General features: G+C 64.3%; 25 protein-coding genes, 1 pseudogene and 1 other annotated feature. Of the genes and pseudogenes, 10 read left to right on the top strand and 16 right to left on the bottom strand.

Going from position 1 to position 26,694, the window contains the following annotated elements; translation table 11 throughout:
* Positions 1-101 precede the first annotated feature (101 nt).
* Both istA and istB read left to right on the top strand, forming a co-directional pair.
* Entirely contained in the window at positions 102-1,613 is a 1,512-nt protein-coding gene (gene istA / locus K0S66_RS14925; RefSeq protein ID WP_301076257.1) for an IS21 family transposase, read from the top strand.
* Positions 1,603-2,271, top strand: a pseudogene (gene istB, locus K0S66_RS14920) (IS21-like element helper ATPase IstB); the annotation flags it as partial. The gene istA and the pseudogene istB, both read left to right, overlap by 11 nt.
* Positions 2,272-3,052: 781 nt before the next feature.
* Here istB and K0S66_RS14915 read toward each other — a convergent pair.
* The 8 genes from K0S66_RS14915 to K0S66_RS14880 form a co-directional block, all read right to left on the bottom strand.
* Positions 3,053-3,367: a hypothetical protein gene (locus tag K0S66_RS14915; RefSeq protein ID WP_301076256.1), complete on the bottom strand. Its 315-nt coding sequence runs from the start codon at positions 3,365-3,367 to the stop codon at positions 3,053-3,055.
* A gap of 469 nt (positions 3,368-3,836) precedes the next feature.
* Positions 3,837-4,523 carry a response regulator transcription factor gene (locus tag K0S66_RS14910; RefSeq protein ID WP_301076255.1) on the bottom strand — a complete coding sequence of 229 codons (687 nt, stop codon included), beginning with the start codon at positions 4,521-4,523 and terminating at the stop codon, positions 3,837-3,839.
* Positions 4,523-7,201, bottom strand: a complete 2,679-nt coding sequence (locus tag K0S66_RS14905) for a sensor histidine kinase KdpD (RefSeq protein ID WP_301076254.1) — start codon at positions 7,199-7,201, stop codon at positions 4,523-4,525. The genes K0S66_RS14910 and K0S66_RS14905 overlap by 1 nt, the downstream gene beginning before the upstream one ends.
* Entirely contained in the window at positions 7,201-7,773 is a 573-nt protein-coding gene (gene kdpC, locus K0S66_RS14900) for a potassium-transporting ATPase subunit KdpC (RefSeq protein WP_301076253.1), read from the bottom strand. The genes K0S66_RS14905 and kdpC overlap by 1 nt, the downstream gene beginning before the upstream one ends.
* A gap of 12 nt (positions 7,774-7,785) precedes the next feature.
* Positions 7,786-9,834 carry a potassium-transporting ATPase subunit KdpB gene (gene kdpB / locus K0S66_RS14895; RefSeq protein ID WP_301076252.1) on the bottom strand — a complete coding sequence of 683 codons (2,049 nt, stop codon included), beginning with the start codon at positions 9,832-9,834 and terminating at the stop codon, positions 7,786-7,788.
* A gap of 13 nt (positions 9,835-9,847) precedes the next feature.
* Complete coding sequence (gene kdpA / locus K0S66_RS14890; protein ID WP_301076251.1) at positions 9,848-11,551, bottom strand: potassium-transporting ATPase subunit KdpA; 1,704 nt, start codon at positions 11,549-11,551, stop codon at positions 9,848-9,850.
* A 13-nt stretch (positions 11,552-11,564) separates the two neighbouring features.
* Positions 11,565-11,654, bottom strand: a complete 90-nt coding sequence (gene kdpF / locus K0S66_RS14885; protein ID WP_301076250.1) for a K(+)-transporting ATPase subunit F — start codon at positions 11,652-11,654, stop codon at positions 11,565-11,567.
* 119 nt (positions 11,655-11,773) lie between these two features.
* Complete coding sequence (locus K0S66_RS14880) at positions 11,774-12,643, bottom strand: TorF family putative porin (protein ID WP_301076249.1); 870 nt, start codon at positions 12,641-12,643, stop codon at positions 11,774-11,776.
* 303 nt (positions 12,644-12,946) lie between these two features.
* Positions 12,947-13,002 (top strand) — a sequence feature (sul1 is cis-regulatory element that is thought to sense ions involved in sulfur or methionine metabolism; They are found in Alphaproteobacteria).
* Between the two features lie 56 nt (positions 13,003-13,058).
* On the opposite strand from K0S66_RS14880, the gene K0S66_RS14875 reads away from it, so the two are divergent.
* Positions 13,059-14,546 carry a SulP family inorganic anion transporter gene (locus tag K0S66_RS14875; protein WP_301076248.1) on the top strand — a complete coding sequence of 496 codons (1,488 nt, stop codon included), beginning with the start codon at positions 13,059-13,061 and terminating at the stop codon, positions 14,544-14,546.
* 42 nt (positions 14,547-14,588) lie between these two features.
* On the opposite strand, the gene K0S66_RS14870 is transcribed toward K0S66_RS14875, so the two are convergent.
* Positions 14,589-15,005, bottom strand: a complete 417-nt coding sequence (locus K0S66_RS14870; RefSeq protein ID WP_301076247.1) for a hypothetical protein — start codon at positions 15,003-15,005, stop codon at positions 14,589-14,591.
* 196 nt (positions 15,006-15,201) lie between these two features.
* Here K0S66_RS14870 and K0S66_RS14865 point away from each other — a divergent pair, with 196 nt between their 5' ends.
* Positions 15,202-15,774, top strand: coding sequence for a PAS domain-containing protein (locus K0S66_RS14865; RefSeq protein WP_301076246.1), 573 nt, complete (start codon positions 15,202-15,204; stop codon positions 15,772-15,774).
* Between the two features lie 74 nt (positions 15,775-15,848).
* On the opposite strand, the gene K0S66_RS14860 is transcribed toward K0S66_RS14865, so the two are convergent.
* On the bottom strand, positions 15,849-16,361 hold the full coding sequence (locus K0S66_RS14860) for a fasciclin domain-containing protein (RefSeq protein ID WP_301076261.1): 513 nt from the start codon (positions 16,359-16,361) through the stop codon (positions 15,849-15,851).
* Between the two features lie 258 nt (positions 16,362-16,619).
* Positions 16,620-17,090 (bottom strand): nickel-responsive transcriptional regulator NikR, encoded by a 471-nt coding sequence (nikR, locus tag K0S66_RS14855; protein ID WP_301076260.1) that lies wholly within the window; start codon positions 17,088-17,090, stop codon positions 16,620-16,622.
* 304 nt (positions 17,091-17,394) lie between these two features.
* Between nikR and K0S66_RS14850 the strand changes: the two genes are divergently transcribed.
* The 5 genes from K0S66_RS14850 to rsgA all read left to right on the top strand — a co-directional run bounded on the left by K0S66_RS14850 (position 17,395) and on the right by rsgA (position 22,334).
* Positions 17,395-19,311 (top strand): TonB-dependent receptor, encoded by a 1,917-nt coding sequence (locus tag K0S66_RS14850; RefSeq protein WP_301076245.1) that lies wholly within the window; start codon positions 17,395-17,397, stop codon positions 19,309-19,311.
* Positions 19,312-19,328: 17 nt separating this feature from the next.
* Positions 19,329-20,039: a DUF4198 domain-containing protein gene (locus K0S66_RS14845; RefSeq protein ID WP_301076244.1), complete on the top strand. Its 711-nt coding sequence runs from the start codon at positions 19,329-19,331 to the stop codon at positions 20,037-20,039.
* A gap of 29 nt (positions 20,040-20,068) precedes the next feature.
* On the top strand, positions 20,069-20,533 hold the full coding sequence (locus tag K0S66_RS14840) for a hypothetical protein (RefSeq protein WP_301076243.1): 465 nt from the start codon (positions 20,069-20,071) through the stop codon (positions 20,531-20,533).
* A gap of 116 nt (positions 20,534-20,649) precedes the next feature.
* Positions 20,650-20,931 carry a hypothetical protein gene (locus K0S66_RS14835; RefSeq protein ID WP_301076242.1) on the top strand — a complete coding sequence of 94 codons (282 nt, stop codon included), beginning with the start codon at positions 20,650-20,652 and terminating at the stop codon, positions 20,929-20,931.
* Positions 20,932-21,269: 338 nt separating this feature from the next.
* Entirely contained in the window at positions 21,270-22,334 is a 1,065-nt protein-coding gene (gene rsgA, locus K0S66_RS14830; protein WP_301076241.1) for a ribosome small subunit-dependent GTPase A, read from the top strand.
* 80 nt (positions 22,335-22,414) lie between these two features.
* Here rsgA and K0S66_RS14825 read toward each other — a convergent pair whose 3' ends face one another.
* A complete protein-coding gene (locus tag K0S66_RS14825; protein ID WP_301076240.1) occupies positions 22,415-22,537 on the bottom strand; it encodes a hypothetical protein in 123 nt (40 codons plus the stop codon).
* A gap of 197 nt (positions 22,538-22,734) precedes the next feature.
* On the opposite strand from K0S66_RS14825, the gene K0S66_RS14820 reads away from it, so the two are divergent.
* Positions 22,735-22,965 (top strand): hypothetical protein, encoded by a 231-nt coding sequence (locus tag K0S66_RS14820; protein ID WP_301076239.1) that lies wholly within the window; start codon positions 22,735-22,737, stop codon positions 22,963-22,965.
* Positions 22,966-23,005: 40 nt separating this feature from the next.
* On the opposite strand, the gene K0S66_RS14815 is transcribed toward K0S66_RS14820, so the two are convergent.
* From K0S66_RS14815 to K0S66_RS14800, 4 genes are all read right to left on the bottom strand, one after another.
* Positions 23,006-23,146, bottom strand: a complete 141-nt coding sequence (locus K0S66_RS14815; RefSeq protein ID WP_301076238.1) for a hypothetical protein — start codon at positions 23,144-23,146, stop codon at positions 23,006-23,008.
* A 180-nt stretch (positions 23,147-23,326) separates the two neighbouring features.
* A complete protein-coding gene (locus K0S66_RS14810; RefSeq protein ID WP_301076237.1) occupies positions 23,327-24,472 on the bottom strand; it encodes a DUF1501 domain-containing protein in 1,146 nt (381 codons plus the stop codon).
* 4 nt (positions 24,473-24,476) lie between these two features.
* Positions 24,477-25,925 (bottom strand): DUF1800 domain-containing protein, encoded by a 1,449-nt coding sequence (locus K0S66_RS14805; RefSeq protein WP_301076236.1) that lies wholly within the window; start codon positions 25,923-25,925, stop codon positions 24,477-24,479.
* Between the two features lie 135 nt (positions 25,926-26,060).
* Positions 26,061-26,573, bottom strand: a complete 513-nt coding sequence (locus K0S66_RS14800) for a TetR family transcriptional regulator (RefSeq protein WP_301076235.1) — start codon at positions 26,571-26,573, stop codon at positions 26,061-26,063.
* Positions 26,574-26,694: the final 121 nt, after the last annotated feature.

The raw sequence follows: 26,694 nt of genomic DNA, 5'->3' as shown, positions 1-26,694 counted from the left end.
CACTGAGAGTTGACCCGGAGAAGGCGTAAATTTCCACCGAGAAGTGACCCGTGTCTCAACCTCACCCCGGCTGGCTGTCGGGGGATCAAGGAGTGATAGACATGGCGTTACTGAGCGTCATCCGGCGCTGGGCATTCCGGGATGGGATGTCGATCCGGGAGATAACCCGACGCACGGGCCTGTCCCGCAATACGATCCGCAGATATCTGCGGTCGGACGCGGTCGAGCCGAAGTTTGAGGTGGTGGTTCGGCCGAGTAAGCTGGATTCGTTTGCCGAGCGGCTATCGGGGTGGTTGAAAACGGAGACGGCAAAGTCGCGCAAACAGCGGCGCACGGGCAAGCAAATCCACGCCGACTTGGTCGCGCTGGGCTATGACGGGTCATACAGTCGGGTAGCGGCCTTCATCCGGGCGTGGAAAGCGGACCGCCAGGTCCAGGAGCAGACAACGGGTCGGGGCACGTTCGTGCCGCTAGTGTTCATGTCCGGCGAAGCCTTTCAATTCGACTGGAGCGAGGACTGGGCCGTTCTGGGCGGCGAGCGGGTAAAGCTGCAGGCGGCCCACACCAAGCTGTCGCACAGTCGAGCTTTCATCGTGCGGGCGTATCCGCTCCAGACGCACGAGATGCTGTTCGATGCGCACCAGCATGCCTTCCGGGTGCCGCGGCGCGGGATCTACGACAACATGAAGACGGCAGTCGACCGTATCGGCACGGGCAAGGCGCGTCAGGTCAACGCGCGCTTCGCGGCGATGGCGAGCCACTATTTGTTCGAACCGGAATTCTGCAATCCGGCGTCGGGCTGGGAGAAGGGACAGGTCGAGAAGAACGTTCAAGATGCGCGTCGTCGTCTCTGGCAGCAGCTGCCTGGATTTCCCGACATCGACGCTCTCAACCTATGGCTGGAGGAGCAGTGCATCGCCGAGTGGACGCAGATCCCGCACGGCAACCTTCCCGGCACCGTCGCCGAGATATGGGCGCGCGAAGTCGCAGACCTGATGAAACCGGGGCGCCCGTTCGACGGCTTCGTCGAACATACCAAGCGGGTGTCGCCGACCTGCCTCGTGCATTTCGACCGCAACCGTTACAGCGTCCCGGCTTCCTTCGCGAACCGACCGGTCAGCCTGCGGATCTACCCCGACCGTATCGTCGTGGTCGCAGAAGGACAAAGGGTGTGCGAACACGCCCGGGTCATTGACCGGACGCATCGTTCGCCCGGGCGGACAATCTACGACTGGCGCCACTATCTGGCGGTGGTCCAACGCAAGCCGGGCGCCATGCGCAACGGTGCGCCCTTCACTGAGTTGCCCGATGCTTTCCGCCGACTGCGCCAACAGTTGCTCAGGCGTGCGGGTGGTGACCGGGAGATGGTCGATATTCTGGCGCTGGTGCTCCAGCACGACGAGCAGGCGGTCCTGTGCGCGGTCGAACTCGCGCTCGAGGCCGGCGTCGCCACCAAAACCCACATTCTCAACATCCTGCACCGGCTGGTCGACGGCAAAACCGCCAGCGTCACGCCTATCGATGCGCCGCAGGCCCTTGTCCTGCGCCGCGAGCCCCAAGCCGATGTCGGTCGCTACGACACGCTGATGAAGGAGGTGCGTCATGCGTCATGACCCCGCCAGCGCCGCGGTCGTCGTCATGCTGCGCGACCTGCGTATGTACGGCATGGCCCAGGCCGTCGGTGACCTCATCGAACAAGGTGCGCCTGCCTTCGGTGCGGCCGTGCCCATCCTGTCCCAGCTGCTCAAGGCCGAGATGGCGGAGCGTGAAGTCAGATCCATCGCCTACCAGATCAAGGCTGCAAAGCTGCCGGCGTACAAGGACCTGACCGGCTTCGATTTTGCCTCTGCCGAAGTCGACGAGACCATGGTCCGCCAGCTCCACCAGGGTGATTTCATCGACGATGCCGATAACGTCGTCCTGATTGGCGGCCCCGGCACCGGCAAGACGCACATCGCGACCGCGCTCGCCGTGCAGGCCATCGAGCACCGGCGCAGAAAGGCCCGCTTCTTTGCCACCGTAGACCTGGTCAATGCCCTCGAGCAGGAGAAGGCCATGAACAAGGCCGGGCAGCTCGCCGAGCGTCTGCTCCGCCTCGATCTCGTCGTCCTCGACGAACTGGGCTATCTGCCGTTCAGCCCTTCAGGCGGTGCCATGCTGTTCCACCTGCTCAGCAAGCTCTACGAGCAGACCAGCGTCATCATCACCACCAACCTCAGCTTCAGCGAGTGGGCCGGTGTCTTCGGCGACGCCAAGATGACCACCGCGCTCGCAACTTGACCCGCAACCCAGCGGGTATGACATAAACTTCACGACACGGGTCCATTCTCGATGAAAACTCCGGGTCAACTCTCAGTGCAAATCAACAGCACCGGCAAACGCGCAATATGCTCCGGTCGATACCACGCCGATGGGACAAACTGCGACCGGCGTGATGGCCAACAAACTTTCCGGTGACATCGCCAGCAGAAAGGCGCGCTCCAATTCGGTATCGAGCCGATGCTTAGCCGATTCCGGGCCGGGCCCCGAAAGGCGGGCGATGGAAGCGCAATACGCGAAACTGCTCCGGTCGAACGGTCGACAGCATGCCGATGCATGGCGGGCTGAGCACGGGCGTCGCTATCGCGCCAAGCTTAAAGCTGAAGGAGAATGCCAGTAGGCTTAATCCAATTGGATCGACCGCTATCCACCCCGTTTCAGACTTAGCGCCGCGGGTGCCAGACCGATCCGCGCGGGTAAGATGTCTGTGCTGTGCCGCAGAAAAGCGCCACGAGGGCGGAGGGTGTCTCCGCCGTGAGCACAGCCTGGTTACGTCGTCTTGCTTGAACTGGAGAGTCGGCGCCGCTTACAGCCTAATCGACGTCACATGATCCTCGCTTTAAGCGGACGCTCAAAGCTTCTCGAAAACCCCGCAGCCAAGCGTGGCGTGTCATCGGTCGATCTTTACCGAAGTACGGGCAAGCATCTTCGTCTGCGGATGGAGCTTGGGCGGCAACCCGGCCTTCTTCTGCAGCCGCGTCGAGATGCGACCGGCCGATCCGAGGGATGATGCTCATGATTGTGGCACCTCAGCATGTTTGGTGTGTTGCTGAATGGCCAGCCTGTCACGCGACTTGGCGCCGGGGCTGACGCTGCCGCCTTCGCTTTCCCAATCATTAATCCGGGCTTGGCTCTCCCGCGCAGATGATTGCGGAGCCACTAGGCCCCGTTGAGCGATGCTGTCCCGGTGGGGGAAGCCACTTTCCGCGATTATCACCCCGTAGGCTTTCGCAAACGCCCGATGCGCCATACGAGCGCTCGACGAAAGAGACGTGGCCGCCATGTGCAAAGCGTGCTGTTCGCGGCCGAGCAAATAGTTGAGGTCCATGGCGCGCCTCTCCATCAGAGCGGGAGCAGCGGGCTCTCAGCCGCACATCGCTCAGGACGTGCTGTGCGGTAGCGGCTAGATAGCACGGCGCACGCGTAATTGCATGGAAATCGCTTCCGCGGCTGCCGTGCACTCGACAGGATGCTCCCGCTCGTATGTTGGGTATTTGGGCGCGCATTTGTCCCGAGAACGCGTCGTCGTGGCTGAGGGTATCTCCACCGCGATTGGGCTCGAAGACGCCGTTCCGCTTCCCACGCAATAGCAGCCGTGAAAACGCCACCTACCAAACGGCAGCTTTTGGGATCCGCGAGAGCCGCGGCGGACGGCCGAAATTGGGCGCGAAGCAGTCGCGAAGATGACTTCTGGTCATTTCGACAAAGCCGCTAAGCCATTGATATGCAACAGCGCGAACAAAGCGCGAAATGTCGGAATGGCCTTTGAAATCATTTAAATCGCTGAGGACTCTTAATCAGTTCCCCGGACGCAACCGATAGCCCACGCCCAATTCGCTCGCGATCACGCTCCCCACAGGCCTTGGCACTTCAAGTTTTTGGCGCAGGTTGCGGATGACAATGCGCAGATAGTCGATCCGCGGATCCTCGTCGCGGTGCCAAGCGGCCGCGATCAGCTTATCATGTGTCACCACTCGGCCGGGGTAGCGGGCTAGAGTGGCCAGCACCTCATGCTCCTTTCGAGTCAGATGAACCTCGGCGCCCGCACGCGTCACGGTGCGCCGGTCGAGATCGATTGCAAGCTCCCCTGCCCGGATGATCTTCGCCGGCTCATTGCCCGGTGCGTGATGTCGAAGCGCAACGCGCAGTCGGGCAAGCAGCTCGTCGGTATCGAACGGCTTGGTGACGAAATCGTCAGCGCCAAGATCAAGCGCCGCGACCTTCTCCTCTGTCGCGTCCCGGGCCGAAACCACCAATATGCTGGAGTTTCCGTCTTTGCGCAGGAGCGGGATGAGGCTGAGACCGTCGCGATCTGGCAAGCCGAGGTCGAGAAGGATTGCGTCCGGGTGCGACGTCGCAGCCGTCTGGAGCGCGTCGCGCGCGTTGCCCGCTTCGGCCACCTCGTGACCCGCGCGCTCCAACGTGTTGCGGAGCAAGCGGCGGATCGCCACCTCGTCATCGACGATGAGAATTTTGGCGGGCATCAGGTAACGCTCTCCGGTGCGACATCGCGCACGATCAGGTCGGACGGAAAAACCAAGGTGAACGCTGCGCCAGTGCCGTGCGGCCGATTGCCCGCCTGAACCGAGAGACCCATGGCTTCGGCGAACGCCTTGACGATGGCAAGTCCAAGCCCGGTACCGCCGACCGCCCGATCAGAGCCTTCGAGCCGCCGGAAGGTTTCGAACACCTTAGCCTCCTGACCGAACGGGAGGCCGGGGCCATGATCGAGCACCGCCAACCGTATCTCGCCATACAGGTGACGACCTTCAATCACGATCTCACTCCCCGGGTCACCATAGCGGCCAGCATTGTCGAGCAGGTTCAGGAGGCAATGGTGCAGCAGCTGGGGATCGGCGCGGACCAGCGGCAGGTCGGGCGGCACATTGAGCCGCAGGCGGTGCCCCTCCAGTGCACGCCGCGCGTCGTGTGACGCGCTCGTCACCGCATCGCTCAAATCGATTGCTTCGATGTTCAGGTTGAGGGCGCCAGCCTCAATCCGCGCCATGTCGAGAAGGTTCGCCACGAAGCGGTTGAGCCGCGCGGCTTCCGTCTTGATCGTGGCAATCAGCGCGGGCGTCGCACCATGGTCTAGGGCGTCGGCGGCGGCGATGACTGCCGTCAGCGGCGTGCGCAGATCATGGCTGACCGACGAGAGCAGCGCGGCGCGCAGCTTGTCACGCGTGCGCACGGCATCCATGTCGCGCATGTCCGTCTCCAGCCGCAGCCGTTCCAGCACGAGTGCGGCTTGATCGATCAGCGCGGTGAGCAGCGGCAGCTGATCGGCGCGGATCGGCTCTCTTGCAGAATCGCGAGCGATGCCAAGCACCGCCAGTGAGCGGCCGCCAGCTTTAAGGGGATGGAACAGCCATTCCGACGCCGTGAGCGTGCCCGATCCTTTTCCGGCTGGAACGCCATGGTCGAACGCCCAGGTCGCCGCGGCCATATCCATGATGTCGACGCGATACTGTGGGTCAGTCGTCGCCTGCATCGCAAGCGCGCGGCTATCGACCGGCGCCATCAGCACCACCTGAACGTCGAAGAGCCGGCGGACATCGGCGCAGATCATCTCCCCGGCGGTCTGCGGATCGTTGACGCTGCCGATTTCACGCAGGAAGCCGGCGAGGATGGCGTTGCTCCGCGCACTGGCCGCTGCGAGATCCGCCTGCCCCCGGACGCGCGCGGCGAGCTGGCTGGTCACGAAAGCGACGCCAAGCAGCACGACGACCGAGATGACGTTCTCGGGGTTACTGATGCTAAACGTGCCAACTGGCGGCAGGAACACGAAATTGTACGCGAGGCTTGATGCGATGCCGGCGAACAATCCAGTGCGCAGGCCGTAGAGGCTGGCCGCTGCCATTACCGGCAGCAGGTACAGCATCCCGACGTTGCCGAGGTCGAGCACGCGGAGCAGCGCGCTGGCGATGCCGGTAACGGCGGCGACCATGAGGGCGGCGGCGATATAGCCGGTTGCGCTGCCCGGGTCGGCGCGACGCGGCGCACCGTCGCGCGGAGGCGCGGGCGACAGGTCGGCCAAGGGCATGACGTGGACGGTGACGCCCGGCGTCTCCCGCACGAGGCGATCGACCACCGATCCATGCCGCAGTTCGAACCAGCGCGAACGGCGCGACTTGCCTAGGATCAGCTGGGTGGCGCGTGCTTCCGCCAGGAAGACCTTGATCCCCTCGATCACGTTGGCCGCGGGCACGCTGGCCACGGCAGCGCCAAGCTGGGTCGCGAGAGTCATCGCGGCTGCGATGCGCTGATGCTCCGCGGGAGTGAAGCCGGCCGCGCGCGGCGTTTCGATGAACACGGCGGTCCAAGGCGCGCGCAGGCCGTCGGCCACCCGCTTCGCCGCGCGCACCATCAGATCCGCACCAGGAAGCTCATTGATCGCTACTACGATCCGCTCGCTCCCCGCCCAGGTGCCCCCGAGCCCAAGCGCACGCACATGATCGAGCATCTGCGCGTCGACTGCTTGGGCGGCGCGGCGGAGCGCCAGCTCGCGAAGCGCGGAGAGGTTCGATTTGGAAAAGAAATGCCCCAGCGCGTGCGTTGCTTCCTGCGGCAGATAGACCTTACCCGCCTTCAGCCGCTCGATCAGCTCGTCGGGCGGAATGTCGACCACCTCGATCTCGGCCACTTCGAGAATCCGGTCAGGCACTGTTTCGCGCACTCGTACGCGCGTGAAGCTCGCCACCACGTCGTTGAGGCTTTCGACGTGCTGGATATTCACCGTTGAGTAGACGTCGATCCCGGCGGCGAGCAGTTCCTCGACATCCTGGTAGCGCTTCGGATGGCGGCCGCCGGGGGCATTGGTGTGGGCAAGCTCATCGACCAGCACCAGCCGCGGGCGGCGCGCGAGGATGGCGTCGAGATCCATCTCGTACAGTGTCCGCCCCTTGTAGGGGACCCCGCGGCGTGGCATGATCTCCTGACCGCGGGTCAGTGCATCGGTCTCGACCCGGCCGTGTGTCTCGACGACGCCTATCACGACATCGACGCCGTCGCGTTTGCGCGCAATCCCCTCCGACAGCATTTCATAGGTCTTGCCGACGCCGGGCGCGGCACCGAGGAAGATCTTCAGCCGCCCCCGCCCCTCCTGCACCGCGTGGCGAAGCAGGGCCTCCGGATCAGGTCGTGCGTCGTCAGATCCCGCCATCAGCGCTCCATGACATCCAGTGAGCGGTTGAGGGAAAGGACGTTAACGTGGGGTTCGCCCAGGATTGAACCCTGCACATGCTCCGTGACGAGCGCGCGGACGCGCGCTTCATCAAGGCCGCGGGCTTTCGCGACGCGCGGCGCCTGCGCCAATGCGGACGCACGCAAAAGGTCAGGATCGAGGCCCGACCCGCTTGCGGTGACCAGGTCAGCCGGAATCGGGCCCTTGATACCCTCGGCGCGGCGCTTGACAACATCAGGCGTCGCTCGATCGACCAAAGCCTGCGCGGCAGGGCCAAGGTTCGAGCCCGAGGATGCCAGCCCGTCGTAGCCCTTGCCGGCCGCCGAAGGGCGTGTCTGAAAATAGCGATCGGTCACGAACGCCTGCCCGACAACAGCCGAACCGATCACCCGTCCGCCGGTATCACGCACGAGGCTGCCATTCGCCTGAACCGGGAAGAGCATCTGTCCGAGCCCCGTCATCGCCAACGGATAGGCCAGTCCTAGCAGCGCCGCGAAGAGGATCGTCATGACGATCGCGGGCCGGAGCGCCGAGGTGAAATCCTTGCCCATGTCGAAACTTCCTTATGCGAGGCCGAGGCCGCCGACGACAAGATCGATGATCTTGATGCCGACGAACGGGGCAATGAGGCCGCCGAGGCCGTAGATGGCGAGATTACGGGCGAGCAGTGGTCCTGCGCCCATCGGCCGGTACGTGACACCGCGCAGCGCCAGCGGCACCAGCAGCGGAATGATTACGGCGTTGAAGATGATCGCCGAGAGGATCGCGGACTGCGGTGTTGCGAGCCCCATGACGTTCAGCACGCCCAGCCCAGGGTAGAGCGCGACGAACATCGCGGGAATGATCGCAAAATACTTCGCCACATCGTTCGCGACGGAGAAGGTGGTGAGTGCGCCGCGCGTCATCAGCAGCTGCTTGCCCAGGCCTACGACCTCGATCAGCTTGGTCGGATCACTGTCGAGATCGACCATGTTGCCCGCCTCGCGCGCCGCCTGCGTGCCGGTGTTCATCGCCACGCCGACATCGGCCTGCGCCAACGCGGGCGCGTCATTGGTGCCGTCGCCGCACATCGCCACCAGGCGCCCGCCCGTTTGCTCCTTGCGGATCAGCGCCAGCTTGTCCTCGGGCGTCGCCTGGGCGAGGAAGTCGTCCACCCCTGCCTCGGCGGCGATCGCGGCGGCAGTCAGCGGATTATCGCCGGTGATCATCACCGTGCGGATGCCCATCTGGCGCAGCTCGCCGAAACGGTCGCGGATCCCCGCCTTCACGACGTCCTTGAGGAAGATCGCGCCGAGCAGGCGCGGACCGTCGCCGGCATCCTGCACCACGGCGAGCGGCGTGCCGCCGCTGCGCGCAATCTCGTCGGTGATCCGGCATAGCTCGGTCGCCGCCGCGGTTTCGCCCAAGCCGGGATTGGCGCGCAGGATCGAATCCACCGCGCCCTTTTGGATCAGTGACGCGCCCACCCTGACGCCGGACAGCCGCGTCTGGGCAGTGAAGCGGATCACTTCGGCACCCTCAGGCAAGCTGCTGGTAGCGACGCCGAACGCCTCGCGCGCCAGCACCACGATCGAGCGGCCTTCCGGGGTCTCGTCCGCCAGGCTGGCGAGCAACGCGGCTTCGGCAAGCGCCTGCACGTTGACGCCGCTGACCGCGCGGAACTCGCTCGCCGCCCGATCACCAACCGTTATCGTCCCGGTCTTGTCGAGCAGCAGCACATCGACATCGCCTGCCGCCTCCACCGCACGGCCTGATTTGGCGAGCACGTTGAAGCGCACCAGCCGGTCCATGCCAGCGATGCCGATCGCGGAGAGCAGCGCGGCGATGGTTGTCGGGATCAGGGTGATCAGCAGTGCGGCGAGCATCGCCACGGGGATCCCGCCGCCTGCGTAGGAGGCAAAACCCGGGATCGTGGCGACCGCGATGAGGAAGATGATCGTCAGCCCGACGAGCAGCAGCGTCAGCGCGACCTCGTTCGGCGTCTTCTGCCGCTCGGCGCCCTCGACCAGCGCGATCATGCGATCGAGGAAGCCGTTGCCGGGCTCCACCGTCACCTCCACGCGGATCTCATCCGATATGACGCGCGTACCCGCGGTGACGGCGGAGCGATCACCTCCCGCCTCGCGGATCACCGGCGCGCTTTCGCCAGTGATAGCGGCTTCATTAACCGAGGCGACGCCCGAGATTACCTCACCGTCCGACGGGATCAGGTCGTTAGTTTCGACGAGTACCACGTCGCCAACCTTGAGCTGGCCGGCGGGCACCACGTCGAATTGCCTGCCGTCGCCCTTCAGCCGTTTGGCGGTAAGTTCGGCCTTGGCCGCCCGCAGGGATGCAGCCTGCGCCTTGCCCCGTCCCTCCGCCAGTGCCTCGGCAAAAGTGCCAAACAGCACCGTCAGCCAAAGCCAGACGACGAGCTGCAGCTTGAATCCGGTGGCAAGGTCATCTTGCCCGATCACTAACAATACGGTCATCAACGCCGCGACCGTGGCCGTGACGAACATCACGGGGTTGCGGATCAGTTGCCGCGGATCGAGCTTCACGAAGGAAGCGGTGATCGCGGGCAGGATTAGGTCGGCCGTGAACAGGCCCTTGGTTTGTGTTTTCGCCATGGTGGTTCTCGCGTCAGAACAGCTGGCCGCGGATCATCGCGAGATGATCGGCGATGGGGCCGAGCGCGAGGCTCGGAAGGAAGGTGAGGCCGCCGAGGATAAGGATGATTCCGACAAGGAGGCCGACCCACAGGGCGCCGGTGGTGGGGAAGGATCCGGCACTTTCCGGCGTGTGCCGCTTCGCCGCGAGCCCGCCGGCGATCGCCAGCATCGGCACGATAATGAAGAACCGGCCTACCCACATGGCGACGCCCAGCAGCCCGTTGTACCACGGCGTGTTGGCGGTCAGCCCGGCGAAGGCAGAGCCATTGTTGGCAACCGCTGACGTGAAGGCGTAGAGGATCTCGCTGAACCCATGCGGCCCCTTGTTGAGCGGCCCAGCGAGGCCATGCTGCATCACGCTCGACAGGGCGGTGAGGCCGAGGATCATCAGCGGCAGCACGGCGATCGCGAGCACCGCGAGTTTTACTTCGCGCGCCTCGATCTTCTTGCCGACATATTCCGGCGTGCGTCCCACCATCAGCCCTGCGACGAACACCGCCAGGATCGCAAACAGCAGAAAGCCGTAGATGCCGGCGCCAACGCCGCCGATCACGACTTCGCCAAGCTGCATGTTGAACAGCGGGATCATGCCGCCCAGCGCCGTGAAGCTGTCATGCATGGCATTCACCGCGCCGCACGAAGCGGCCGTTGTGACGACCGAAAAGAGCGCGCTGGCGGCAATGCCGAAGCGGACTTCCTTGCCCTCCATGTTGCCGCCCGCGACCTGCAGGCTGTGCAGCACCGGATTGCCGGCCGCTTCCTGCCAATAGGTGACGGTCACGCCGGCCAGGAACAGCAGCAGCATCGCGGATAGGATCGCCCACCCCTGGCGTGTGTTTCCCACTGCCTTGCCGAACGTCCAGGTGAGGCCGACCCCGATCAAGAAGATCGACAGCATCTGGATGAGGTTGGTGAGCGCGGTCGGGTTCTCGAACGGATGCGCGCTATTGGCGTTGAAGAAGCCGCCGCCGTTCGTGCCGAGCATCTTGATCGCTTCCTGGCTGGCGACGGGGCCGAGCAGGATGGACTGGCGGGCGCCTTCCAGGGTGGTGATGTCGACGACCCCGCTCAGCGTCTGCGGCACCCCGCTCGCGATATAGAACAGCGTCAGCGCGATGCAGAGCGGCAGCAGGAGATACAGGGTGATGCGCGTCACATCGGCCCAGAAATTGCCGATCGCAGCCGCTTCTCGCCGCGCGAAGCCGCGAAACAGCGCGAAGGCGAGCGCGATGCCCGTGGCTGCCGACAGGAAGTTGTGGATCGTCAGCCCCAGCATCTGGCTGAGGTTCGACATGGTGCTCTCGCCGCCATAGCTTTGCCAGTTGGTGTTCGTTGTGAAGCTGATCGCGGTGTTGAACGCGAGGTTCGGCGCGAGCCCCGGCAGCCCTTGCGGGTTTCCCGGCAGCACGCCCTGCAGCCGAAGGATCGCATAGGTGAACAGCATCAACGCCACGTTGAACAGCAGCATGCTGAGCGCGTAACGGCGCCAGCCCTGCTCTGCGCTGGGATCGACGCCGGAGAGCTTGTAGAAACCCCGCTCCACCGGCCCGATGATGGCGTGGAGCGGCGTGCGTCTGCCCTCGTAGAGCGCAAACAGCCACAGGCCGACTGGCTTGGCCAGCGCCACAAGGAGCGCGACGAAGCCGAGGATCAGGAACCAGCCCTGAAATGTCATGGAACCGCTCCCTTCAGAAGCGTTCGGGGCGGATCAGAACCGCCACGAGATAGATGAGGAGCCCGACTGCGGTGATCGCAGCGAGCCAGAGGTCGAGGGTCATAGGTTCACCTCACGCCAGCGTTCAGGCAGCGTCGCAGAGCCGGAGGAGTGCGAGCGTCGCCGCCACCAGCCCGAGCATCACGGCGATCCACAGCAGGTCCTGCATCGGAGCCACTCCCGTCAGAAAGCAGCGGTCAGCGAGACGACGACACGCCCGCCGGCAATGTTGCCGGAGCCGTCCTGCCCCTCGCTGAAGCTGGGGCGGAGATACGCCGCCTCGCGGTCTGAAATGTCGGTATCGACGTAGGACACGTTGAGCGTGACGTTGCGCCACGTGGTGTCCGCGCCGAGCGACCAATCCCAATACCGGCCCGTCGGCGCCACGGCAGTAGCATTGGGCCCAAGGCCGTCCTGCCCCCAACTATGCCCGACATGCGCCTTGGCCATGAACGGCGTGCCCATGATCGCCACCGCCGCGTCACCCCAAAGGTAGAGGTTGTCGTCCTTCGCGCCCGCGTCGGTATAGATGCCTGCCGCTGCATCCGTCCCGGTCCGATACCACCGGCCAAGCGCCTGCTGCTTGGGGGCGTAAGCAACACCCGCAGTCAGCGTGGCCGGTCCGGTGGTGCCGGAAAGTTTGACATAAGGTTCGGCAAAGTCGGTCTTCGCCGCGCCGCCGGGGTACATGTACCAGGTAAGGCCGACGTCGAGCGTCGCCTGGTCGCTGAGCGCCGCTTTGTAGCCGGCGATAAGGTCCAGCTCCATGTTCGCGCCGCCGAACGTGCCCCAACCGGCCAGGTTCGATCCCCAGGCGCCGACATAGAAGCCGCTGTCATGCGCGACCGAAATGCCGCCCTGCACCGCCATATCGCGATCGGACTGTGACACGCCACGGAAGCGATAATCCGAGGCGATCGTCACCGCGCCGCTCGCAGTTACAGGCGGTGCTCCGCCCTCACCACCAATTTTATCGGCAGGTGCTGACTGCGCCTGCGAAAGACCGGGCATTGCTAGTAGCGCGAACGCCGTGGTCGACCAAAACAGCTTCATCGTTACCCCAATCGGAACGGCTTCGCTCCACGATTGGAGAAGCCGTCAGGGGTGAGCGATTAGGCGCATGCCGCGTTGAGATTCGAGAGCGATTCAGGACAACCGCATATAGCCGGCATAGAGTCCGCCCATTCGGCCTTCAGCGCTCCAGGGTAGCGACAGCGCTTTCGTCCTGCTCCGGCCTCATAGGAAAACACTGCGCCGTCCGGGGTGCGTAAATCATCCGGCGCGCTTCCGGCGTGTGAGGCTGCGCCTGAAAAGCTTGCCTCCTCAGCACCTCACCGCTTAAAGTGCCGCCATTCGCAAGGACCCGGTGCAATTCCGGGTGGCTATTCCGGCCGCCGATCCGCCGGACAACAACACGCACTGAATGAACAAGGCGCCACCTGCGCCCGTGCCCTGTTGTGGAATTCAGATGAAACTCGATCTTCCTGCCTATCGCCGTCAGTGGTTCACCTCAGCGGCTGGCGCCCGCAGCGACATACTCGCGGGCATTGTCGTCGCACTTGCGCTAATTCCGGAGGCGATCGGCTTCTCGATCATCGCCGGCGTCGATCCACGCGTCGGGCTATATGCGTCGGTCGCGATTGCGATCGTCATCTCCCTGATCGGCGGTCGCCCTGGAATGATCTCGGCTGCGACCGCCGCCGTTGCCGTTCTCGTAGGCCCGTTGGTGCGCGACCATGGCGTCGAATATCTGTTCGCCGCGACGATCCTGATGGGCCTGATCCAAATCGTTGCGGGGATCGCCCGGATCGATGTCGTGATGCAGTTCGTCTCGCGCTCCGTCATCACGGGCTTCGTCAACGCGCTCGCCATCCTGATCTTCATGGCGCAGCTTCCGCAGCTGATCGGCGTTTCGTGGCAGACCTACGCCATGGTCGCCGCTGGCCTGGGCATTATCTACCTGTTCCCCCGGGTGACGAAGGCGCTGCCCTCGCCGCTCATCGCGATCCTCGTGCTGAGCATCGTCAGCATCACGCTGGGCCTGCCGGTCAACACCGTCGGCGACATGGGGAAGTTGCCTGACGGCCTGCCGAGCTTCGCGCTGCCCGCCGTGCCGCTGAACCTTGAGACGCTGCGGATCATCCTACCGTATTCGGTAACGATGGCCGCCGTCGGCCTGCTGGAATCTCTGCTGACCGCGCAGATCGTCGACGACATGACCGACACGGACAGCGACAAGCGCGTGGAATGCGCCGGCCAAGGCGGCGCGAACATCGCATCTGCGCTGCTGGGCGGCATGGGGGGCTGCGCGATGATCGGTCAGTCGGTCATCAACGTCACGTCGGGGGGCCGCACGCGTCTGTCGACCTTCGTCGCGGGTACATTCCTGCTGGTTTTGCTTGTCGTGTTCGGAAGCTTCGTCGGACGTGTGCCGATGCCAGCGCTGGTCGCCGTGATGATCATGGTGTCGATCGGCACGTTCAGCTGGAACTCGATCGCCAATCTGCGCCGCCACCCGCCCACGTCATCGATCGTCATGCTGACGACGGTGGCCGTGGTCGTCGCAACCCGGGACCTCTCGCTGGGCGTCGCCGCGGGCGTGCTCCTTTCGGGCATCTTCTTTGCCGGGAAGGCGCAGCGCATGTTCGCGGTGGAGCGCTCAGAAAGCGGGGGGCGTGTCACCTATGCTGTCTCGGGCGAGATCTTCTTCGCCTCGGTCGACCGGTTCACCCGCGCCTTCGGCTCTGAAGGCGACATAGATGTGCGGATCGACGTATCGGCAGCGCATTTCTGGGATATTTCGGGGGTTGGCGCGCTGGACAAGATAATTGCCCGGCTGCGGCAAAGCGGCGCCCGGGTGGAGGTAATAGGCTACAATAGAGCCAGCGCTGATCTGGTTGACCGTTTCGCGCTCCACGACAAGACCGGCGTGGAGATGGGCCTCGTGCCCCATTGACCAGCGGCTGCGTTCAGCAGAACGCAGCCACTGCCCTAGCGCTCAGTCATTATCCAGATCGTCCGCAAAAGCCTCGATCGCCAACGCGGTCACGACGGTTTGAAGAACGTGCAGCGACCAACGCTCCGCGGCCTTTCGGGGCCCGGCGGCGACCTCGCCCTCGGTGATACCAAGAACCGGCGCGATTCCAGCGATGTTGACCACGTACAGCCCTGTGCCGAACAGCACGCCGAGAAGCACGGGTGGCACTCCCGGCAAAGCGCGACGCAGCGGAGGGTAGAAGGCTGCAAAGCCGACCGACGCGCCGAGATGATTAGCCAGCTCAACCGCGCTTGTACCCGCGTCGCCGATCAGCTCGCGAGAGCCGGTAAGATTGTCTATCCAGTCAACGGAATCACGGTCCAGCGTCTTGCTGAGGACTCCGGTCTTCCGCCCGGCGAACATGGCGGCGGTCGTCACCGCACCAGCCAGCAGTCCGCCAAGGATGACGGCGTTACGCGTTTTCATCAGGAACTCCCCACGTCGTTGAAAGGACAACCCCAGACGGGGCTGGAAGGTCCGGCGCCTTTATGCAGCAACGAAACAGCTGCTGCAGACATCCTGCGCAACATCTTGTCATTTGCGTTGTGCGCGATGGAATGCATAACCGGTGGGCATGTCGCCGCTTGAGATGATTTCCGGCAGTTCGGTCGCGGCAGTGATCAGCGACCCTACCCTCCCCGACACGCCGATCATCGCGTGCAACCACGCCTTCACCCTGCTGACCGGCTACACGGCCGACGAAGTGATCGGACGCAATTGCCGTTTCCTGCGCGGGCCCGACACCGAACCGGAACTGACGGAAGAATTGCGGCGGGCGGTGAGAGACCGCCGCACGACGCTGGTTGAAATCCTTAACTATCGCAAGGATGGCACGGCTTTCCGCAATGCCGTGATGCTGGCCCCCATCTTCGAAGGCGACGGGCAGCTTCGCTACATCCTGGGATCGCAGTTCGACGTCACCACACGGCACCCGTCGCCCGGCCCCAGGGATGCGATCGAACAACTGTCGCCGCGCCAGCGCGACGTGCTGATCCACATGACGGCGGGGCTGATGAACAAGCAGATTGCCTACAGAATGGGAATCAGCGAGCGGACGGTGAAGATGCACCGCGCCGCGTTGCTCAAGGCACTAGGCTGCCGAACCGCGGCGGAAGCGATCCGCGCCTCGGTGGAAGCGGGGTTCTAGCGAGGTCATACGTCGGGCTCCGGCCGATCACGACCGGAGCCCTCCGCACAGGGGACAGGAAAGGGGAAGGCGTTTTACGCGGCTGGCAGCAGCACCTTGTCGATGACGTGCACTACGCCGTTCGATTGCGGCACATCGGCCATGCTGACGGTGGCCTGTCCACCAGCGGCGTCGGTGACGATCACCTTGTCACCAGACATGCTGGCGGTCAGCTTCGCGCCCTGCACCGTCGTCAGCATCGCCTTGCCACCTCCGGCGCGGATCTGACGCGCGAGATCAGCCGCGGTCACCTTTCCCGACACGACGTGGTAGGTCAGCACGCCGGTCAGCTGCGCCTTGTTCTCCGGCTTCAGCAGCGTGTCGACCGTGCCTGCAGGAAGCGCGGAGAAGGCGGCGTTGGTCGGCGCGAAGACGGTGAACGGGCCAGCGCCGTTCAGCGTGTCGACCAGATCTGCGGCCTTCACGGCGGCGACCAGCGTGCTGAGATCGGGCAGCGCCGAGGCATTTTCAACGATGGTCTTGGATGCCATCGCGGCGGTCGCGGCGGTCGTCGCCTGCGGTTTTGCGTACGCGGGCGCGGCGGTCATCATACCGCCTGCGGCCAGGATCATCAGGTTGCGAAGTGCTGACACGTTGCTTCTTCCTTCTAGGTTCCAGATGCCGCAGCAATGCGCACTGTCTGCGCTTGTTTCCCGCCCCTCAATCGCGGACTGTTGGGTGAGATCAATCTATCCCGTTGATAACGCTGGCGTTTTTGGCAGAGCGAGCGGCGGACCTGCCCTTAAGTACAGGTACCTAGCGCGGGGATTTTCTCACCAGAGAGTGAGGCCGAATAGATGGATCGGTCAGTTTGTCGGTGAGAGGTGCGATTGTCCTTCATGGACATGCAGCCCGACTTCTTCGTGATGCTCATGGGCATCGACGCGAAGAAGATTGATCGCCCCGGACCGGACACCACGTTCAGCACGCACCTGATCAGCGAACGCCCGGACGGCGGTTGTCGCGCCCTTCAACAGCACACTATCCATCGTGTAGAAGTGATCGAGGCGAACCGAGGTGCTGGAAACGATGAGATCGTGGCTCGCGTGCTGCATTTCCGCCAGACGCTTGGCCAACAGGCGAATCCGTCGATCGAACACATAGGACAGATTGCCGACGCATATCTCGGCGATCTCATTCTCCTGCTGCCAGCGATCTATTCCATCGCGAACGAGGTCACGCACGGCTTCCGAACGCGTCTGATATCCCCGCTGGGCTCTGATGCTTTCCAGGTCGGCGCTGAGCTTGTCACCAACCGATATCGTGATCCGCTGCATGGTGTTTCCCTCCAACCACATCACGCCGGGATGCAGCATACGTAAAGCACCCAATCTGCACACGCTGACCAATCTGTAAGAAGGACTGCCAAGTTCCTCTTACAATTGATGGGAGCGACGGATGCGCCCAGGATCGGTCTTCGCGGCGATCGCATTGCCCTGGAGCGCCGCCGCCGTGGCAAATCCTCCTAAAGATCCGGCGCCCCAGACCGTGTCGTCCCGGTCAGCGGGTGAACAGGTTGAAGCCGGGCGTGCGGCTACGCTCAATAGGGAAACGCCATCAGTCGCGACGCAGGACATCGTGGTGAAGGGTCAGCGACTGCGCGCCGACAATGCCTTCTCCTCGACTAGCTTTGACACGAAGGCGATCAAGGACCGGCGGCTGACCGAGGTCGAGCAGATCTTCCGCGAAGTGCCGGGGATGAACGTGCGCGATTACAATCTGTCGGGGGTCGCCAACCAGATCGTCATTCGCGGCTTCGGCAACGGCGGGCACGGGGGTGACCTTGGGATGGTGATCGACGGCATCCCGCTCAACGAAGCCAACAGCCACGCGGACGGATATGTCGACAGCAACGTCCTTGTCCCGCTCGAGATCGGCGCGCTGACGGTATACCGCGGCCCGGTTTCGGCGCTTTACGGCAACTTCAATCGCGGTGGCCTGATCGCGTTCGAGACGCGCAAGGGCGGCGACTATCTTGAGGCGGACGTCAGTGCCGGCGGCTTCACCACCGGCGACGCGCAGGTCGCGCTCGGCACCGCCATTGGCGGCAACGGCCAGCTCAACGCCGCAGCGCAGGCGTTCCGCACCGACGGCTTCCGACCGCAATCCGACGCGCACCGCATCACTGCCGCCGCGCGCTATGCGGTAGCGTTGGGTGAGGATCTCCACGTGTCGATCTCGGCGCGGGGTCAATATGCACGCGGCGATTCACCGGGTTATCTGACCCTCGCGCAATATCGCCTCGACCCATACGGCATCGATCCGCGCGTGCAGAACGATGGCTCCAGGAAGAATTTCGCCACCCTTCGGGCGGACCTCGCGTACACCATTCTGCCGGACGTGCGGCTGCTGGCCTTCGCCTATACGACGCAGCAGGATTTCGTTCGCTTCTTCACCCGTGGCGGCGCGGCACCAGCCGCGGTGTGGCGCCAGCGCGAGGAACGCTACGATCGCGCGGTGTACGGTGCCGGCACCAGCCTGAATGGCAGCGCGCGCCTGATTAATCGAAAGCTGGATTTCGTTGTCGGCGTGGAAGGCTTCAGTGAGGACACCCAGTATCAATTCTACGATGATCTCGCCTTCCGCCGCAGAACTGCGCCCGCGCAGTTCGACCGCACGCTGAAGCTGAAGAGCGTTTCGGCCTTCGGCGAAGCCAATTGGACCATCGATCCGCTGCTGCAACTCTCCCTCGGTATGAGATACGACCGCTTCACTGGCGATTGCGTCGTCGACGGACTGGAGGTGCCTGACGGTAATTGCGGCAAGTTCCGCGCTGTCGACAATCTCAGTCCGAAGGCAGGCGTCCGATCGCAGCTCGCCTCCTGGCTGCAGCTGCGCGCCAGCTATTCGCAAGGCTTCGCACTGCCCGAGGCACAAGCAAAGTTTCAGACCGGGGCGCAGGGGCTCGATCCCAACAAGATCAAGCAGGTGGAAGTCGGCGCCAAAGTGACCCCTCTCGAGGGGCTGGAGGTGGACGCCGTCGCCTATCGCGTCGATTCCTCGGACGAGTTCGCGAGCACCGCGCCCGGCGTATTCGTCAACTTCGGCAAGACCCGGCGCACCGGGGTTGAGGCTTCAGCCCTATGGCGGCCCAGCTCGGCATTCGAGGTACGCGCCGTTTACGCGCACGCGGCCTCCCGCGTGCGCGCCAACCTCGATCCGGCGCTGATCGGCAAGGAGGTGACAGGCGTGCCAAAGGACACGGTCACGATCTATTCGTCCATTCGGCCACTCCCCAGGCTGCGCCTGCAAGCCACCTATCGCCACGTCGGCCGCTATGCCGCCGATGAAGCGAACGTCCTCTTCTCGCCAGCCTATGACATCTTCGACCTTGGCGTATCCTACGAGCTGGATTGGCTGCTGCGTGTACCCAGCCGCATCTACCTGAATGCCGACAATGTGTTCGACGAGGTCTACGCCTCGACCTTCAATTCGCTGAGTTCTGTCGGGACCGGCGCGCCGCGCTTCGTTCGCGTTGACGTGCAGCTCGGCTTCTGATTCATGGGAGAGATCAGATGAAGCGACTTGTTCGTGCCGTTGCGGGGGCCGCTGCGTTGCTGGCGGGGAGCGCCACCTCCGCACATACCGCTTGGCTGGTCAGGGGCGCGCAGCCCTCCACCTGGCTCCTGCGGTTTGGCGGACATCAAGGCAAGCTGGAGCCGGCGGTGGCGAGCAAGCTCAAGGCCGTGACTGCCCTCGATACGCGGGGCAGATCGTTGGCGGTCAAGCGATTGGTCCAGGGCAGCAACGTTCGCCTCGCAGTGGTGGGTCAACCTTCGCTGATCGGCCTTAGCTACGACAATGATATCCATACCCGGCCACCGCGTGCTGGCCCAACCGTAGAGCGTCCGATGAACGCGGTGCCCGGTGCAACGAGTGCAACGTCGGCGATCAAATATGGCAAGACGATCGTCCGATGGGACAGCATCGCCACCCGGCCGCTGGATCAGCCGTTCGAGATTATCCCGCAACGCGCGGTGATGCCGATAGCCGGGCAGCCGATGCGGGTTCAGGTGCGCCTGAATGGACGCGCGGCGGAAGGGATCAAGATCGGCCGCGGCGAGGACACCGCGGACGGCACGACCGACGCACAGGGCATGGCGACTTTCGTACCGAGAGCCGGCGCCAACAAGCTATGGGCGGGAAAGCGCATGCCCGTTCGCGGCAACCCGCGCTTCACCGAGCTGTCGTACGAGTATCTCCTTGGCTTCGAGGCGCGGCCATGACCCCCGCCAGGCTGGCGCATCCCTGTGCCTTGGCGCTCGCCACACTGGCGATCGCAAGCCCCGCAACAGCGCATGGTCTTCTTATGTCGGCCACCGGCGAGCAGAACGGGATAGTCGGACGTGTGTCCTATTCGGATGGCCGGCCCGGCGTCGGTGAGTTCGTCGAGTTGCGTGATCTCACGACATCTCCGCCGCACTCACAGTCGAGCGTGGCCGATGCGTCGGGAACATTTCGGTTTCCTGCCAAGGAAGGCCACCGCTACGCGCTGATCGCTCATGGCGAAGAGGGGCATTCGACCGAGATGAGGCTAACCCTCTCACCTGGCGCCCGCAGCGGAACGGCCGAAGCGCCGAGTTCGGGCGCTGGTACCGGGGAACAACGAAGGTTCAGGGCATTGCTGATCATCGCCGCCCTGCTCGCGATCTTTGCGCTGGTAGCGGGAAGGCGGCAGATCCTCGATCACCGCCGCTCGCGCGCACCGAAGTCGCACTAGAACGGCCGTTGCGACTGGGTCCACCCTGAACCAAGATGCCCCTATGGACTTCATGAAGTGGCTCAACTCGCTCGACGGCGCGGTTTGTGCGCCGCCGTGGTGAACGGCTCGGTCGGGTGACCCTTCGTCAGCCATTCTACGAACAATGCTACCCGGGGGCGGTATGCGCCGTGGGCCTCAGCCTGGGAACAAGCCTGACGCAGGTGAGGGATCCACTGTTCCGCGGCACAGGGCAGGCGACGATCCTGGTCAGCCTGATCATGTTCATCGCGGTCGTGACGCTCTGGTTCGCGAAGCGCGACAGCATCGGATACTTCCGTGCCTTCGCCAGCGCGATGCTCGCGCTGCTTCAAGGATCGATCTTCATACTGGTGCTTGGCTTTCTCCTGATGCGGTAAACCGGGCGGGGCGATGGCTTGCCCGATCAGCAAGGCCGCTTCGTGTACCCGGCACCCGATCACGCGCTTGGCCCAATTCGCCAGATGCTAGCCGCGCAGGACGGATCAGTGTAGCCGATGGACACGGATTCTAATCTCGAGCGCTCTGCTCGAGCCGGACCGGGGTACGGAGCAACCGACATAGCACGCAAACCGAATTATGATTTCGAACGCCGTGAGCGCGAAAAGGCCAAGGCCGCAGAGGCCGCAAAGAAGGCGCAGGCGAAGGCCGACAAGCGCGCGGCGGAGCAGCGAGCACCGGACGCGGATCAATCGGGCGAACCATAAGTTCGCTGGCGATGACCGATACGCTTGCAACAAACACGGCGGGAACAGCCATCGCTGGCCTGACGCTGGCGCAGCTCGGCTGGAAGCCATTCTTCAGCCAGCAGCTTTCCGACCAGGAGCGCCAGGAATATCAGCCCGTCCGCGTCATGTCGGTTCACCGCGGCAGAGTGACCACGGCGGGTGAAGGGTTCGAAGGCTCGATCTCGTCCACCCTCACGGCGCCAGCGGGAGCGGAGGACCGCCCCACGGTCGGGGACTGGCTGCTTATCGATCCGGACGCCCAGAATATCGTTCGCATTCTCGACCGGGTGAGCCTGTTCAAACGCCCGGCGCCCGGCGATGACCGTCGGCTCCAACTGATCGCGGCGAATGTCGACACGCTGTTCATCGTCACGTCGTGCAACCAGGATTTCAACGTGGCGCGGCTGGAACGCTACCTCGTTCTCGCTGGCGAAGCGCGCGTGCGGCCGGTGCTCATTCTAACGAAGGCCGACCTGGCCGATGACCCGCAGCGCTTCGTCGAGGCGGCCCGCGCGCTCCAGTCAGGCTTGCGGGTGGAGTTGCTTGACGGGCGCGATCCAGCGAGCGCCGCTCGCCTAGCGGAATATTGCCGTTTCGGGGAGACTGTGGCGCTGGTGGGTTCATCCGGCGTCGGCAAGTCGACGTTGGTGAACACGCTGACCGGATCGGACCTGATCGAAACCCAGGCAGTCCGGGAAGACGATGGCAAGGGCCGGCACACAACCACCGTGCGCGAGATGCATCGTCTCGCCCGGGGGGCGGACGGGGGCGGGTGGCTGGTGGACACGCCTGGGATGCGCGAGCTCCAGATGTCCGAAGTCGCGAGCGGCGTAACCGAGGTGTTCGATGACGTTACCGCGGTCGCGCTCACGTGCCGCTTTTCAAACTGCAACCATGCAGAGGTGCCGGGATGCGCGATCCGGACGGCGATCGCGGAAGGCACGCTGGATTCGGCGCGCGTCGACCGGTGGCGCAAGCTAGCTGAAGAGGATGCGGCTAACAGCGGCACTGTTGCCGTCCGACGCGCCCGTGGAAAGAACCGCACGAGGCGATGACCTAACCTCACCCACCGACCAGACGTGCCAAGCCGTAGCGGCGAGGGTTGCCCCTCAGCCGTCGGCCGCGAGGCCTGGCGTCAGTTACCGAGCGGCTTGGGAGGCGTGCCCTTCAGCGACGGCGCCGACGCGTTCTGCTTTGGCGGCTTCTCCGCCTTGGGTTTTCGCGCTTCCTTGTTCGACTTCTTCTGACCCTTGGCCATCGTATCTTCTCCCAATGTCACCGCTCCAACGCCCGACGTGAGGCAACGGTACCGCGCGGTTTTTGGACAGGATCCGTTCAGCCACTGCATTCTAACGAGCTTCAAAACCAGAAAAGTTTCGAGCGCAGGACCATATTTCGTCCCCTTACTAACGTAGATGTAAGTATTGTTCGTCATTCCATGGTAAGAGGAGCGTCATGCGAACATATTGCTTCATAGCGGGCAAGCTCGCGGGATCCTTCGACGCGGAAGCCAAACCCGTCATCGGCGACGAAATCGTCTTCAAAACGACCCACCGTCATGTCCACCTGCCGTCCGGCACGATCGTCAAATTTCGGGTAAGTGAAAAGTTCCCGCCCATCGCCGAGGATGGCTTCGTCTCGGTGGAAGCCAGTCAGTGGGAGGTACTGAAAGACGCTCGCCATTGATCGGCGAAGGCGCGCCGAACCTGCGCAGCACCTCCGTTATTTAGTCCCGCCTCTTTCCTCTTAGCTTGCCAGCCACGATCCCGGCTACCAGGCCGAGTCCCATCCCAATGGCGAGCTGGTCCAGCGCGATTCCGATCGCCGTGCCGATGACCAAGCCGAGGGCCACATATTTACCGTCCATGATATTCCCCCAAGCCAAGCTGCCGTCAGCCTGGCGCGATAGGCGTCGCGGGACAAGTCCGGTGAGGAGATTCAGGCTTGCCACTACCTTCCCGGCAGCACGAATCTCTCTCCATCCCTATCTACGTTGATAGCGCAACGGCAGAGCGGCAGCGGGCGCGACGACAAAGCGCAGCCGCAGTCACGGATGGGCGAGCACCGAACGCGTCGGCTGGGTCGGGAACAAGACCTGCGCCACGCGCCGAGGATCGAGACCATAGGCGCGTGCTACCGCGGCGGCGATCACCGTCGTGAGATTGATGGTGGGGCGAAGGTCGCGTCCTTCGTACAGCTGCGCGGCCGAAAGGCCGGGCCAATCGGCGTCAACGCGCCCGCCCTGGATCGCACCGCCGAACAGCATTGTTACAGCGCCAGTACCATGATCGGTCCCGCCGGTGCCGTTGACGGCAACCGTCCGGCCGAACTCGGTAGCGACCAAGACGGTGGTGCTTGCCCATGCAGAACCGAGGCCCGAGCGTAGCGCACCGATCATCTCGTCCAGCGCCTTGAGGTTGGCAGCCATCCGACCACGCTGCTGGATATGCGTGTCCCAGCCGCTCGTTTCTATCGTGGCGATGCGTGCTCCCTCCGCGGGGGCCAGAAGCCGGGCGGCAAGCCCGCCCGTAGCAGCGCCGTCGCGGTCTTGGTTTCCAGCACGCTTTCCAGCCAGCTCGCGCGTGGCAAGTGCCTCGCTCCACAAGCCATGAAGGTGCGGGTCGCCATCATACATCATCGACACGCGGGTCAGCAGGTCTTCGGATGCGTCAGGCAGGTTGGCGGGAGCATAGCTGGAAACTTCGATCCCGCCGCGCAGCGCCAGAGGCACTGTCGCTGATACCGCAATCGCCTTTGCCTTTCCGGATGGGATCAGCGTCAGCATTCGATTGAGCCAGCCGTCCTTGAGTTGATACGGACCGCGTCCGCCCGTCTCCAGAACGTTCTGGCCATCAAAGTGCGAGCGCTCGCGATAGGGAGAGGCAACGGCATGGGTGATCTGTGCCTGCCCCAAGCGGTAAAGCTCCAGCGTCGCGGTCATCGCCGGATGCAGCGCGAAGGTTGAATCCAGCCGTGCCGCCGCCGTGAAGTCCTGCGCCAGCAGGCCCCGCTGCGGCGCAAAGGCCGGGTCACCTACCGGGGCGACAATGCCAAGTCCATCCGCCGCCCCGCGCTGGATGATGAAGACGAAGCGCTGATCCGTTTCCGCGCGCGCGAACGCGATGCGCGGAAACATCCCGATGCTCAGCGCCATCAGCCCGGTGCGGACGAGCACGGTTCGTCGATCGATCATCGTGTCATCTCCGCATCATCTCCGGGCTGACGAGCAGCAGCGCGAGGGCTTGGGCACGGCTCTCCGCTCCACCGAGCGCTCGAGCGGTGCCGGGCGACAAGGCGCCGGGAAATAGCCGGTCGCCAAGCCGACGAGGGTCTACGGCCGATGCGCGCCTCGCCAAGGGCGGGGCCGCCTCGACCCTGCGCATCACCGCGTCCGGCGCCGCCCAACTCGCCGAAACATCGTCGTAGCCGCTGGGCTGACCCGGCTTCCATACCGGCTGGCCAAGCTGGTTCATGAGGCCGACAGCCGCCGCGGGCTGAACCTGGTTGATCCCTAATGCGCGGTACGAGGCGACCGTCCATTCCCACGGCGTGCGGAACTTCGGTGCTTTCCCGTCCCATGCCTCGGGTGAGGCCATGATCGCGCGATACACCGTCGGCAGATCACCATCCGATGCCAGATAAGCGGCCTCTAGCCGCGCCACCATGGCGGGCGGCGGGACATCGCCCGCAAAGTGACGCGCAAGCTTGGTTGCCAGGTGACGCGCCGTGGCAGGATGTTGCGCCAGCCTGGCCAGAACGGCACCCCCCTGCTCCTCGCCTGCCGCCGGGTAGCGTTGGCCGACAATCACCCGGTCGCCCGGCTCGTGAACGTCTGGCGCAAAGACGAAGCGTCCTGCCGCTTCTCCGCTGCGCGACGTGCCCGGATTGCGGCCGAGGCCGCTCACCGTCCAGCCGGTCAACGCCTTGGCAAACTCGGTCACGTCGGCCTGCGTATAGCCGCTTCGGGCGCCCAGCGTGTGAAGCTCCAGGATTTCGCGCGCAAGATTTTCGTTGAGCCCCGCTGACCGCACGCCGCGCGCCGCGACACGCTGCCCGACCGGGCTGCCCGGTCCGACAGAAATCGCCTGATCCAGATAGATGAGCATGGCGGGGTGGCGCTCGACCGCATGCAGCATGTCGGCGAACCGGCCGAGCACATGCGGGCGGATCGCCTCGAATTCCAGTGTGCCAGCAAGGGCGATCAGCGGCAGTTTGTCGGCGGAGACGGCAAAATGATTGGCCCAGAAATGGACCATCCGTTCCACAAACGGCGCGTCGGTATTCAGCGCTGCGGTCAGGCGAGCGCCTACCGCCGTGGTATAATCCGCACGAGCGATCCGGCCGGCCTCTCGCCTGACGTCCATCAGCGGATTTTGGACCGCGTTCGGGGTACCCAAGGCCACCCCACTCGGGGCGACTGGCGCCGAGCCCATCGCGGGGCGCAGGCGAAGAGTCCGACTCTGATCGTAAAAGCTGGCAAGCCGAGCCCCGGCATCGACGGACGTCGGCGCGGCGGCGATGCCAATGGGCCGCGGCTCGTACCAGGCGAATTGCGCGAGGAGCCAGCCCCGCGGATCGTCGATCGGGGCGTCGCCCGATCGTGCTCCGAGACCGAAGCGATTCAACGCGATACTGGCTAAGCTCACACTCGCCCTCCTCGAGCAGATTACACGCTCTCGTCCGCCGACGCGACCGAAGGCGCCTTTCGACTAGCGAACAGCGTCGAGCTTTTCAGGAGGTTGCTACCTCCGATGCCCGCCCGCCGGGAACGCGACAGGTCTCTACTCGGCCGCGGCTTCTGCCAACCGGCCAATGACCAGACGATCGAGCAAGGCTGCAACCTCCGCCGGATCGCGCTCGGGTTCTTCGCGAAGCCACCAGTCGAGCACCTCGATCGTGCTCGTCACCCCCACCCGCATAGCGAGGCGGCGGGGCAGCCACGAAGGTGACAGGTCCGGCAATATCGCGACGCGCTCGATCACCTGACGCGCAAGTTCGGCGCGCAGGGCGCCTCCCCCGCCGGCCAGCAAGGAGTGGAAGACGGGGCGACGAGCCGCCACCGCCTCAACCAACGCCGTCGCCGCCCCCTTGCTGTCCGACGACAGCAGCGCCGGCATCATGGTTCGCGCCAGATCGTCTGTCAGCGCAGCCACCGTATCGGCCAAGAGCGCGCGGACGTCGGCATAATGGCGAAAGAAGGTCGCGTAGCCGATCCCCGCCTGCTCCGCGATCTGCGCACCAGTGATCGTGTCGAACGGCTTTTGCGCAAGCAGCTCGAGCAAAGCGCGGTGCATCGCCTCACGTGATCGCGCAATTCGGGCATCCAATCGCCCGCCCCTTGATTCCGGCACTCGGCTTCTCGACTTATGAGTAGTATCTAGTCATAAATTAGGCGTATTATGTCAGCGACCCTGT

The sequence above is a fragment of the Sphingomonas sp. genome, from assembly GCF_029239295.1.
Lineage (GTDB): Bacteria > Pseudomonadota > Alphaproteobacteria > Sphingomonadales > Sphingomonadaceae > Sphingomonas.
Note: the sequence above shows the minus strand (reverse complement) of the source record. Positions and strands in the feature narration are given on the sequence as shown.